Raw genomic sequence first — 12,612 nt, 5'->3', positions numbered from 1 at the left:
TATTTTAAATATCTAATGACTTAATTATTTACAAGAGTAATTTTTCAGATATTTGCTTGATTTTAAGATTAAAACAATGAATAATAAAGCTAGTATTCCTAAGGGCACCAGAGATTTTTCTCCTCAAACGATGAGAAAAAGAAACTATGTGTTCCAAAAGATGAAAACAACTTTTGGTGTCTTCGGTTTTGAACAAATCGAAACTCCTTCTATGGAAAAGCTAGAAACGTTAACTGGTAAATATGGAGATGAAGGTGATCAGTTGATTTTTAAGATATTAAAATCTGGTGATTTCCTATCTAAAACTCAATTCGACAAGTCTTCAACTTCTAAATCTTTAACTCCACAAATCTCAGACAAAGCACTCAGATATGATTTAACTGTGCCATTTGCTAGATATGTAGCTCAAAATAGAAACGATATTGCCTTTCCTTTTAGAAGGTTTCAGATGCAAAATGTTTGGAGAGCCGATCGCCCTCAAAAGGGTAGGTTTAGAGAGTTTTATCAATGCGATGCAGATATCATAGGCACTACTTCTCTTATAGCTGAAATAGAATTAGTTCAACTGTATGACGAAGTATTTGACTCCTTAGGTCTAAAAAATATATCCATTAAAATAAACAATAGGAAAATTCTTAGTGGCATAGCCCAAGTAGTTGGCGAAGAAGATAAAATTATTGATATAACGGTTGCATTAGATAAGCTGGATAAAATTGGAGAGGTTAAAGTTAAAGAGGAAATGTACGAAAAAGGGATATCTAAAGAGTCTGTAGCTAAAATGGACATTCTTTTCAATCTTGACGGTACTAATTCATTTAAAATAAGCAGTCTTAAAGATTTTCTTAAAAACTCAAAAATTGGTTTGGAAGGTGTAGATGAACTAAGTCAAGTCGTTAATCAGCTAGAAGAAATTCAACTTAAATGTGCAAGTTTGGATATAGATGTAACACTAGCTAGAGGTTTAAACTATTATACAGGTGCAATTTTTGAAGTTGAGGCTAAAGATCTTAGCATAGGAAGTATTGGTGGTGGTGGCAGATACGATGATTTGACTGGTATTTTTGGCTTTGAAAATATGTCCGGTGTCGGTATATCTTTTGGCTTTGATAGAATCTGTATTGTACTTGAGGCATTAGATTTGTTCCCTAAGTTTACTGAAAAGGGTACTCAAGTTTTATTCGTTAATTTTGGCGAAAGCGAAGCAAATTACTGTTTAAATCTTTTAAAGAAGTTGAGATCAGAAGGAATAAAATCGGAGATTTACCCTAGTGCAGCCAAAATGAAAAAACAAATGCAATACGCCGATAGAAAAAACGTTGAGTATGTGTTGCTTGTTGGTGAAAATGAAATGAAAACCAATACAATAACTGTCAAAAATATGTTTGATGGTTCACAAAAAAATATGACCTTTGAACAATTAATATTAACAATTAAATAAACTTACTACTATGAAAAATTTTTTCGCTTTATCCATTGTGTTGATTCTTATGGCATCATGTCAGCCTGATAATGATGCTCCAACTATTAACTCATTAACTATTGTAAACACTAACATTCAAAAAGCAGACGGTGCTGTTTTAGAGTTTATCTATGAATTTTCTGATGATAATGGTTTGAATCAATTTAGAGTTTCTGTTCTTGATAATTTTGTAGATGCAAGATTACAATCAGCTCCTTGGAATTACGAGAAAGATTATAATCTTAGCGGAACCTCTGTAAAAGACACTCTTCAAATCGCTTTGCCTTATCCAGATTTAGAGCCTGGTAGATATGAGCTAACAATTACTTTGCAAGATGTTGATGGTGAGGAAACTTCTCAGAAAAACACTTTTTACATTATTGAGTAATTAGTTTCTGCTTAGCTCCTCTATATGAAAGCAGATATTATTACCATTGGTGATGAGATATTGATTGGTCAAACCATTGATACCAATTCCGCGTGGATGGGGGATTTTTTGGAAAAAAATGGAGTACATGTTGTAGAAATAAGTGCCATTTCAGATAAAAAAGACCACATTATCTCTTCACTTTCTCAATCTCTTGAACGTTCAGACATAGTTTTGATTACTGGTGGTTTAGGTCCTACTAAAGACGATATCACAAAGCAAACACTTTGTGAATATTTCCACGATGAATTGATTTTAAGTCAAACCGTATTAGATGATATTACAGAATATTTTGAGTTGAGAAAAAGAACTATAAATAAGTTTACAGAATCACAAGCTTTTGTGCCTTCTAAATGCAAAGTCATTAGAAACAGAAAAGGAACAGCACCAGGAATGTGGTTTGAACATGATGGTAAAATAGTCGTTTCAATGCCCGGTGTTCCTTATGAGATGAAGTCCATGATGCAATTAGTCCTACATAAACTTAAGGAACAATTTAATCTATTGGAAATTGTACATAAAACAGTTTATACTAGAGGAATTATTGAATCTCATTTAGCAGAGCTAATTGTTGACTGGGAGAATGATTTACCTCAAGAAATAAAATTGGCTTATTTGCCCTCTGCCAGTTGTTTGATGTTACGATTTACGGCTAGAGGTTCGGACAGACAGTATTTGGAAAATCTGATAAACAAAAATATTAGTACTCTAAAATCTTTAATAGGCCCTTATTTTTCAAAATATCAAATGCGTTTGAATGAAGAAGTCGTTGGGCAAATAATGAAAGATACCAATTCTACTCTTTCAGCAGCTGAAAGTTGTACTGGTGGTAATATTGCTAAGATGATAACTTCTGTTTCAGGCAGTTCTTCCTATTTCAATGGCTCTGTGGTAGCTTATTCCAAAGCTATTAAAGAAGATATTCTTGGTGTAAAAGCTGAAACAATTTCTAAATATGGAGTTGTTAGCGAGGAAGTTGTTAGAGAAATGGCACAATGTTCTCAAAAATTATTCAACAGTGATTTTGCAATATCTACCTCAGGATTAGCAGAATTGAACGACAGTGAGGGTGTAAAAGGAGGTACAATTTGTATAGCAGTTGCCACACCTTTAAATGTATATTCTCAGACAATAGCATACAATACTGATAGAGATACAAATATCATTAGAGCGTCAAATGCAGCACTCAATTTTTTGATTAGTGTAGCAGAAAAATAAAAGGGTAGTTTTTTTAATAAATAAGTTTATATTTGCAACCCAAAATAATTAAACAATATAGAGATGGCAAGAATTTGCGACATAACGGGCAAAAAAGTAATGGTTGGAAACAATGTTTCTCACTCTAACAGAAAGACTAAGAGAAAGTTTTATCCAAACTTACAAACTAAAAAGTTTTTTATTCCTGAATCTGGTGAGTGGGTTACTTTAAAGGTTTCTGCTAGTGCCTTAAGAACTATCGATAAAAACGGTATCACTTCTGTATTGAAAAAAGCATTAGAAAACGATAACATATTGTTGTAAAAAACAATACATTATAGATTTAAAATAAAGTTGTTACATTTGGTAACAACTTTTTTTTTAACCTAACATTCAACATTTATGAAATTTAGCTTTAGAATTTTAGCAATTTGTATTTTAACTTCTCTAGTAATTGCCTCTTGTAAAAAAGAAGATGATAACATCAATAATGATATTAATCCAAATGGAGGAGGCAATAATGTTGAAACTGTTTTTGGTTGTATGGTAGATACGGCTTGTAACTATAACAATTTAGCCAATGTCGATAACGAATCGTGCAACTACTCTTGCTATGGATGTACAGATGAGTTAGCTTTCAATTTTGACTCTGAAGCAACTATTGATGATGGAAGTTGTGTATATGCGTCTCAATTAATGGTAAATAATTGGGCGGTTGAGTCTAATTGTGACGGTTTTATAATGTCTCAACTTATAGATGTTGGTGCTAGTGAAATCACTATTGAAGAAGGTGAAAATGAAGGTGATTTAGTAGTAGATTTTGGTCTATTTACTCTAGAAGGCACTATCGATAATAATGGTAATATTTCTGTTAGTGGTGAAGATCCGACAGGATTTACTCAAATATCAGGAACAGGTTTTCTGCAGTCAGAAACTACAGCCCTAATTAATATTACGGCAACCGTTACTCTTTTAACAGAAAATTGTACTTTAACGCTTACTCTTATCGAATAAATTGATACTAAAAGACTATGAAAAAACTCATTTTATTATTTATTTTTTTTCAACCCTTATTTTCCTATTCCCAAGAATTTGGTAGAAAAGATAGTCTCAGAGGTTATCTATCTCCAGAAAGGCTATGTTATGATGTTAGTTATTATCATCTAAAAATCTCTGTTGACCCAAAAGAAAAATTCATTAAAGGTTATTCTGAAATACATTTTGAGGCTCAGTCTGATTTTGAACTTATTCAAATTGATTTATTTGAGAACATGAAAATTTCTGAAATTCAGTTTGAAGGCAGAGCACAAGAATATTCTCGAGAATTTAACGCTGTTTTCGTGAATTTTGATAGGCTTGTAAAAAGCGGAGAAAAGACCTTCATAAGGGTATATTACGCTGGTAATCCAAGAGTAGCTGTCAATCCACCTTGGGACGGCGGTTTTTCATGGGATAAAGACGCTAATGGTAATGATTGGGTGGGCGTATCTTGTCAGGGTTTAGGAGCTAGTTCGTGGTGGCCCAATAAAGACCATCAATCCGATGAGCCAGATAGTATGCTTATTAGCTGTCAAGTTCCAGCAGGTTTGCAATGCATTTCAAATGGCAATATGCGTTTTCATGATTTACGCAAGTCCACAAAGTTATATAACACATACCATTGGTTTGTGTCCTATCCAATCAACAATTATGATGTAACTCTAAATATTGGTAATTATGTTCATTTTGGGGACAAGTATATAAGTGGTACTGATACACTAGATTTGGATTACTACGTACTGCCTTATAACCTTGAGAAAGCCAAAGAGCAATTTGAGGTCGTTAAGCCTATGCTTGATTGTTTTGAAAAATATTTGGGGCCATACCCTTTTTGGAATGATGGTTTTGCTTTGGTCGAAACACCATATTTAGGGATGGAACACCAGAGTGCTATTGCGTATGGTAATAAGTTTAGACTAGGTTATTTAGGCAATACACGTTTTACGGCTGGTTTGGGTTTTGATTTTATCGTTGTTCACGAAAGTGCTCACGAGTGGTGGGGCAATAGTATTACGGCAAATGACATTTCTGATATGTGGATACAAGAGACCTTCTGCACTTATTCTGAAGTTTTATTTGTAGAATGTACCTATGGTTACGATGCTATGATAGAATATGTGAAAAATCAGATGTCTATGGCTCAAAATAGACGAGCAATAGTAGGAACTCCGGATGTGCATCATAAGGGTAGTGGTGATATGTATGCTAAGGGAAGTGCTTTTATACATACTTTGAGAAGTGTTGTTGATAACGATACCTTATGGTTTGATTTATTAAAATCTATGACTAATCATTTTAAACACCAAACCGTAGATGGTAGAGAAGTTCTAGATTATATTAATGAAAAAAGTGCTCGTAATTTTGATAAATTATATGAGCAGTATTTATATACGCCAAAATTGCCTCAATTTGAATATAAATTATCTGGTTGGGGTAAGCGAAAAACCTTAAAATACAAGTGGAACGCTATTGATGGCTTTGATATGCCTTTAAAAGTGACATTAGAAAAGGGTGTATTTGATTGGATTTATCCTAAAAGTGAATGGAAAGAGTTGGATTTATCCATTTGGAAGAAGGATTTTCAGATAGCTAATCATTTATTTATGATAGATGTTAAAAAGCTTCAATAGTATTTGTAGATAACAATAGTTTAATTAAATTTGCAACCCAATAATTTTTAAGCAAATGGCTAAGAAAGGAAATAGAGTTCAAGTGATATTAGAATGTACAGAGCATAAAGCATCTGGTCAGCCAGGTACTTCTCGTTACGTTACTACTAAGAACAAAAAGAATACACCAGATAGAATGGAATTGAAAAAATTCAATCCTATTCTAAAGAAAATGACGGTGCATAAAGAAATTAAGTAAGCAATTAAAAGCTGATATACTATGGCAAAGAAGGCAGTAGCATCTTTACAGAAAAGAGGAGCAAAAGATTTTACAAAAGTAATTAAGATGACCAAGTCTGAGAAGACGGGTTCTTATGGTTTTAAATCAGAAATCGTTCCACAGGATAAAGTGAACGAATATTTGGCTAAAAAGTAAGCCTTAACTTTATAATTTAACAGATTTGAGCTTCTTGAAAAAGGAGCTTTTTCTGTTTAGAAACACATCATTAACTATGGGAATATTTGGTTTTTTTTCAAAAGATAAAAAAGACAAGCTAGACAAAGGTTTAGAAAAGACTAAAGAAAATGTTTTCGGAAAACTTTCTCGTGCTGTTGGAGGTAAGTCTAAAGTTGATGAAGATGCTCTAGATGACATTGAAGAAGCCTTAATTACTTCCGATATTGGTGTTGAAACGACTCTAAAAATTATTGAAAGACTAGAAGAAAGGGTAGCGAAGGACAAATACCTTGACGCTAAAGAGTTGAACACCTTTCTTAAAGAGGAAATGAGTCTTTTACTTGAAGAAAGTAATAATTCGGATGAGGTAGAATTTGTAGTTCCTCAAACTGACGGACCCTATGTCATTATGGTGGTAGGAGTGAATGGAGTGGGTAAAACTACTACCATTGGAAAATTAGCTCATCAATTCAAACAAGCTGGTAAAAAGGTAGTACTTGGAGCGGCGGATACGTTTAGAGCAGCTGCCGTTGACCAATTGGTTATTTGGTCTGAAAGAGTAGGAGTAGATATCGTAAAACAAGAGATGGGCTCTGACCCTGCATCAGTAGCTTTTGATACTGTTCAGTCGGCTAAAAATAAAGGGGCTGATGTGGTTATTATTGATACGGCAGGTCGTTTACACAATAAAGTCAATCTTATGAATGAGTTGACTAAGATTAGAAACGTCATGTCTAAAGTCATTCCTGATGCTCCTCACGATGTAATGTTAGTTTTAGATGCTTCTACGGGGCAAAATGCAATAGAACAAGCCAAGCAATTTACTTTAGCAACTAAAGTGGACTCTTTGGCTCTTAGTAAATTAGATGGTACAGCCAAAGGTGGCGTAGTCATTGGTATATCTGACCAATTCAAAATTCCCGTTCGCTACATCGGTGTTGGTGAGGGAATTGAAGATTTACAAGTATTCAATATGAAAGAGTTTGTAGATTCTTTATTCAACTAATATGAGAACAAAGTCGTTAAAGAATAATAAAATCAATGTTATCACTCTAGGGTGTTCCAAAAATATTTACGATTCAGAAGTGTTGATGGGGCAATTGAAAGCCAATGATATGGATGTGGAGCATGAATCGGATAAAGATGATGCTAATGTTGTGGTTATCAATACCTGTGGCTTTATTGACAACGCCAAAGAAGAGTCTATTAATACTATTATTGAACAAGCAGAACGAAAGTCTGATGGTAAAATAGACAAGTTATTTGTTACTGGTTGTTTGTCCGAACGCTACAAGCCCGATTTAGAAAAGGAAATTCCTAATGTAGACGAATATTTTGGGACGACTGATTTACCTAAATTATTACAAGCATTAGGAGCAGATTATAAGCATGAGCTTATAGGTGAGCGTTTAACAACAACGCCTAAGCACTATGCTTTTTTAAAGATAGCAGAAGGTTGTGACCGTCCTTGTTCCTTTTGTGCCATTCCTTTGATGAGAGGTAAGCACAAGTCTAAGTCTATGGAGGATTTAGTTACAGAGGCTACAAAATTAGCTAAGGACGGCGTTAAAGAGCTTATTCTTATTGCTCAAGATTTGACTTATTACGGATTGGATTTGTACAAATCAAGACGTTTAGCTGATTTATTGAGGGCATTATCAGAAGTGGAAGGAATAGAGTGGATACGTTTGCACTACGCTTTCCCAACAGGTTTTCCAGAAGATGTCTTAGAAGTCATTAGAACCAACCCTAAGGTGTGCAATTATATTGACATTCCTTTGCAACACATTAGTGATGCTGTATTGAAATCTATGCGTAGAGGCACTACTCATGAAAAAACCGATGCTTTGTTGCGCAAGTTTAGGCAAGAAGTTCCGGGAATAGCTATCCGTACATCTTTAATTGTAGGTTATCCGGGTGAAACTGAAGAAGATTTTCAAGAGCTCAAACAATGGGTAAACGATACCGCTTTTGACCGGTTGGGTGTATTTACATACTCACACGAAGAAAACACACATGCTCATTTGTTAGAAGATGATGTGCCAGAAGAAGTAAAACACCAAAGGGCTGAGGAGATAATGGAATTGCAAAGCGATATCTCATACCGTTTGAATCAAGAAAAAGTAGGTCAGACCTTCAAAGTACTGTTTGATAGAAAAGAAGGGGAGTACTTTATTGGCAGAACAGAATTTGACTCTCCAGATGTTGATAACGAAGTTTTAGTCAAAGCTTCAGATGTTTACGTAAGAATGGGTGATTTTGCCCAAGTTAAAATAACCCACGCTGACCATTACGATTTATATGGACTTTTAGCTTTATAAGGTTTGGCTATGCGCAGTATCCCGAAGGGTATTGCGTATAGGTGTTGTTGTATGCTGGCTTTTTATTTTTATTAATATACATATTCTGTTCGGGTTGGCTTTGCTAGCTATTTGACAAAGCTTAGGGCGTAGCGTGGGCATGTGCGGCTTTGGCAATGTACTTGCAAATTGGGTTGACTTAGTCATGCTAACAATTTTTCCAATTTCGTTTTCCATTTTTCCCAATCCTTCATTTCTTTCGTTTGTAATTCGATAAATTTTCTTGTGTGATCGTGATGAATCAAATGACACAATTCATGTATGATGACATATTCGATGCAACCCTTTGGAGCTTTAATCAATTCAGGATTTAAAATGATTTTGCCTTTAGGTGTACAGCTTCCCCAGCGTGTCGGCATTTCCCGTAGAACAATGGAACTTGGTTCAACATTGTATTTCTTGAATTTTTCAATCAGAGGGAGTGCGGTTGAATAGAATTTTGACTTGGCATGATTCAAGTACCATTCATTAAGCAGTTTTTTCGTTCTTGACCTATCAGGAGTTTTAACCTGAATGTATTTCCCTTTCAGCTTAACCGATTCTATTTTTTCTTCTTCCACTTTAAGTAGGTATTGTCTACCGAGATATAAATGTGTTTCTCCTGAGATATACTTCCTTTCAGTTGTTTTAGGATGATAGGCCAAGAAGAAACTTTGTTGTTTAATTATCCAGGGAGCTTTCTTCTGAAGATTTTCTTCAATTTTTGAAATAGGGCTATCTTTTGGAGCTTTAACTAAAACGTCCATGTCTGGAGTGACAGTAATTCCCAAAGTCTTTCGAACAGAATATTCAATCTGATAGTCAATTTGTTTTGAGCCGAATTGAATAGAAGCCATCATCATTTGTAGCGCAGTTTTGCAACTTCAATAAAGTTGTTGGCTATTTGATCCATCTCACCAAAAGTCAATGAAACGTTGTATTTATCTCTAACCTCATCAATAAGGTAATCTCCTATTTCAATAAGTAACTTGCCTGTGATATTGGATTTCTGTTGCCAATCAATAATCGGTTTTTCTGTATCCAATACCGATTCTCTTATCAAATCATCTATACGTAAAGCCGATTGAACGGCAACTTCTCTTCTTACAACTGAATCTTGTACTTTGTCAATAAGTGCTTCAATTGTTAGGCCATAGAACGCTTTAGCAACTTCCCTTTGCTGCAAACTTTCAGGTATGTCGCTATCAGTATGCGCGAGTACATTTTCCATTATTTCTTGGACTTTACTCAAATATTGAGCCTCATTGATTCTCTTTTCTTCGTATTCTGCAATTGTCTCTGATAACATTTGAGAAAACTTCTTGTAGAAAGCAGGATCTTCATCCATTTTCTCGGAAATGTGCTTTGCAGTTCTACTTGCAATTTTATCCGCTTTAGCTGCTTTTCCAGTTGTGTTCTCTACTTCTTGCTGGAATTTCTCTTTATCAAAAATATTTACGAGTTCAGTTATAACTTCTACCTTTTCTGTGGTGATATGCGTATCAATGAGTTTTTGAATTTGCCCTTCGTATTGTTTGTAATCAATTGTGTCTGAGTATCGCTCCACAACTGCCATCCTTAACTTCATGAACATCGCCAAGTCTTCTTTATAGCGATCAATTGTTTTTTCGTCTACCTCTTTATGGAATTGCATCGTTGATAAGGCTAGTTTTAGCCCTTTTGCAAAGGCGGCAAGCTTATCGTAGAATACAACTCTTATAGCTTTATCTTTTAACAATAGCTGATAGGCTTCTGCATCACGTTTGTTAGCTATAGTCTTGAAAATATCCCATAACTCGGAATACTTTTGAGGAAGCTTTTGAATTTCTTCGCTGATATTGATTAGGGTGCCTTCTAAATCGTCTGCATCAAAATCCTCAAAAGATGAGTACATTGTTAGCGCATCATCTAGGTTTTCAATTACTCCGTAGTAATCAATGATGTAGCCAAACTCTTTATCAGGATAAACTCGATTAACACGGGCAATGGCTTGTAGAAGCTTATGACTATGCAGGTTTCGGGTCAAATAAAGAACCGTATTCTTTGGTTCATCAAAACCAGTTAATAGTTTATCCACTACAATAATAATCTCTGGGTTTTCTTGGTTTTGAAATCGACTAATGACATTCTTCTCGTAAGTTTTCGAATTGCCATGTTCATCTAGCATCCGTTTCCAGAATTGATTTACTTTTTCAGGTGATTTCCCAAAAGCACTGTCTTCCCCTTCACGATCATCTGGAGCGGATATGAGAACTTCGCTTGTAACTATTCCAATTTCATCAAGAAACTCTTTATATCGAACCGCATTAATCTTTTTATCACAAACTAGCTGTGCCTTGAAGGGAGTCCCTTGCCAGTTTTCTTTGAAATGAAGACTAATATTCCATGCAACGGCATATATCTTTTGTTCCGCACTGTTCAATTGATCAGCACGACTAAATTTTTTCTTAAAATCAGCTTTCTGATATTCTGTTAATGGTTCTGAAACCATCTCAAAAAAAGTATCTAAAGGACTAGCATTTACCGTTTGTTTTGCCAAACGACCCTCATATAAAAGTGGCACAACGGCCTTGTCTTTTACAGCTTGATCTACTGTATAGGCGTCAATAATTCCTCCAAACTTAGCAGCTGTGCTTTTATCCTTTTTGAATAGGGGAGTTCCGGTTAAAGCAATAAAACATGCATTTGGTAATGTCTTTTGCATTTCAATATTGAAAGTTCCGTTTTGCGATCTGTGACCTTCATCTACTAATACAAAAATATCATGGCTATCAAGAGGTTTTCTGATCTTTTTCATTGCAGCCACAAACTTGTTGATGATAGTGGTTAAAACTGCATCACTTTTGCTTTCTAGCAACTCCACAAGCCGTTGTCCAGTAGAAGCATTCTCTACAAAGCGACCACATTTTCTAAATGTCCCAGTAATTTGTCTGTCCAAATCGGTTCTATCCGTTACCAGAATAATTTTAGGGTTGCGGATGCTTTTATCCATAGCTATAGCCTGAGCAAGCATCACCATGGTAAGTGATTTTCCGCTTCCTTGTGTATGCCAAATTACACCTCCTTGTCTGCTGCCACCTTCTAAGTGCTGAATACGCTTTGTCGATTTTTTGATGGCAAAATATTGTTGATAGCGAGCTACTTTCTTAGTGCCATTATCGAAAAGTATAAAATTGAAAATTAGATCCATTAATCGCTCAGGACGGCATAGACCGTAGAGGTACTGATCTTGAATTGTTGGAAGGATTTCTTCCTTTTCAAGTGCATCAAAATATTGTCTCACATATCTAAACCGATCAGAGAATAGTTTGTCCTTTTCATCAGTTGATAGTGGTTGGTTCTTCAGCTCCAATAATTTCCTGTTGTATTCATTTTCTTCAGATTCCGAATCAAATTTTTCTTGCCATTTAGACCAAAACTTTTCGGGAGTTGCATTTGTGGCATACGAAGCTTCTTGGGTTGCAATACTTAAGGATAGTTGAGAATAGACATATAAACCTCTAATTCCATCTGCTTGTTGGTTTCTGAGGTGCTGACTGATGGCCTGTTTTAAAGGCTCTTTCATATCAGGACGTTTACATTCAATAATTGAAATAGGAATACCGTTAACAAATAACACCAAATCTGGGCGGTAGTGGTCTTTGCTGGTACTGCGCATCACACTATACTCTTCCGTTACATGGAACACGTTATTTTCAATGTTTTCCCAATCTACATAGCGCAGCGTATGACTTTTCTTGTCACCATCAATACTTTGCTCAAGCGCTTTGCCCAGGGTAAGAAGGTTGTAGGTTGTTTCACAGGCATTAATGTAACCTTCATTCATGGGGAGTTCTTTTAATGCGCGAATACCCATTTCTATATTACCAGAAGAGAACCGTTCTTCTCTTTTACTACCAATTTTGATGGAGTTGATTTCTTTTAGCTGCTTGCGTAAAATATCCTCAAGTATCACCTGAGTTGCTTTACCGCCTCTGTATTGCATGGCCTCATCTGGAGTGAGGTATTTGTAGCCTAAATTTTGCAATAATTGTAAAGCAGGAATCTGGCTGATATGGTCTTCTTTAAAGCTAGGTGTATCCATA

12 protein-coding genes are annotated in these 12,612 nt (G+C 35.2%); 10 read left to right on the top strand and 2 right to left on the bottom strand.

Features of this window, described 5'->3' with window-relative positions:
* The first annotated feature begins 76 nt into the window (after nucleotides 1-76).
* The 10 genes from ISP71_01480 (at nucleotide 77) to rimO (ending at nucleotide 8,509) form a co-directional block, all read left to right on the top strand.
* The gene (locus ISP71_01480) at nucleotides 77-1,438 is read left to right on the top strand and encodes a histidine--tRNA ligase (GenBank protein ID MBL6662749.1); all 1,362 of its coding nucleotides are present in this window, start codon (nucleotides 77-79) and stop codon (nucleotides 1,436-1,438) included.
* A 10-nt stretch (nucleotides 1,439-1,448) separates the two neighbouring features.
* Nucleotides 1,449-1,847 carry a DUF4625 domain-containing protein gene (locus tag ISP71_01475; protein MBL6662748.1) on the top strand — a complete coding sequence of 133 codons (399 nt, stop codon included), beginning with the start codon at nucleotides 1,449-1,451 and terminating at the stop codon, nucleotides 1,845-1,847.
* A gap of 24 nt (nucleotides 1,848-1,871) precedes the next feature.
* Nucleotides 1,872-3,104 carry a CinA family nicotinamide mononucleotide deamidase-related protein gene (locus ISP71_01470; protein ID MBL6662747.1) on the top strand — a complete coding sequence of 411 codons (1,233 nt, stop codon included), beginning with the start codon at nucleotides 1,872-1,874 and terminating at the stop codon, nucleotides 3,102-3,104.
* Nucleotides 3,105-3,167: 63 nt separating this feature from the next.
* On the top strand, nucleotides 3,168-3,407 hold the full coding sequence (locus tag ISP71_01465) for a 50S ribosomal protein L28 (protein MBL6662746.1): 240 nt from the start codon (nucleotides 3,168-3,170) through the stop codon (nucleotides 3,405-3,407).
* 78 nt (nucleotides 3,408-3,485) lie between these two features.
* Nucleotides 3,486-4,097, top strand: coding sequence for a hypothetical protein (locus ISP71_01460; GenBank protein ID MBL6662745.1), 612 nt, complete (start codon nucleotides 3,486-3,488; stop codon nucleotides 4,095-4,097).
* A 17-nt stretch (nucleotides 4,098-4,114) separates the two neighbouring features.
* Nucleotides 4,115-5,752, top strand: coding sequence for a M1 family metallopeptidase (locus ISP71_01455; GenBank protein MBL6662744.1), 1,638 nt, complete (start codon nucleotides 4,115-4,117; stop codon nucleotides 5,750-5,752).
* A gap of 55 nt (nucleotides 5,753-5,807) precedes the next feature.
* Nucleotides 5,808-5,990, top strand: a complete 183-nt coding sequence (gene rpmG / locus ISP71_01450; protein MBL6662743.1) for a 50S ribosomal protein L33 — start codon at nucleotides 5,808-5,810, stop codon at nucleotides 5,988-5,990.
* 21 nt (nucleotides 5,991-6,011) lie between these two features.
* Nucleotides 6,012-6,167: a DUF4295 domain-containing protein gene (locus ISP71_01445; protein ID MBL6662742.1), complete on the top strand. Its 156-nt coding sequence runs from the start codon at nucleotides 6,012-6,014 to the stop codon at nucleotides 6,165-6,167.
* 76 nt (nucleotides 6,168-6,243) lie between these two features.
* Nucleotides 6,244-7,194: a signal recognition particle-docking protein FtsY gene (gene ftsY / locus ISP71_01440; GenBank protein MBL6662741.1), complete on the top strand. Its 951-nt coding sequence runs from the start codon at nucleotides 6,244-6,246 to the stop codon at nucleotides 7,192-7,194.
* 1 nt (nucleotide 7,195) lies between these two features.
* The gene (rimO, locus tag ISP71_01435; GenBank protein MBL6662740.1) at nucleotides 7,196-8,509 is read left to right on the top strand and encodes a 30S ribosomal protein S12 methylthiotransferase RimO; all 1,314 of its coding nucleotides are present in this window, start codon (nucleotides 7,196-7,198) and stop codon (nucleotides 8,507-8,509) included.
* A gap of 182 nt (nucleotides 8,510-8,691) precedes the next feature.
* Here the strand turns inward: rimO and ISP71_01430 are convergent, their stop codons facing one another.
* Nucleotides 8,692-9,387 carry a M48 family metallopeptidase gene (locus tag ISP71_01430; GenBank protein ID MBL6662739.1) on the bottom strand — a complete coding sequence of 232 codons (696 nt, stop codon included), beginning with the start codon at nucleotides 9,385-9,387 and terminating at the stop codon, nucleotides 8,692-8,694.
* Nucleotides 9,387-12,611: a type I restriction endonuclease subunit R gene (locus ISP71_01425; protein ID MBL6662738.1), complete on the bottom strand. Its 3,225-nt coding sequence runs from the start codon at nucleotides 12,609-12,611 to the stop codon at nucleotides 9,387-9,389. Before ISP71_01425 ends, ISP71_01430 begins: the two co-directional genes overlap by 1 nt.
* Nucleotide 12,612 lies beyond the last annotated feature (1 nt).

This window comes from Flavobacteriales bacterium (assembly GCA_016779995.1).
Taxonomy (GTDB): domain Bacteria; phylum Bacteroidota; class Bacteroidia; order Flavobacteriales; family UBA7312; genus UBA8444.
The sequence above is the reverse complement of the archived record's forward strand: the minus strand, read 5'-3'. Positions and strand labels throughout refer to the sequence as shown.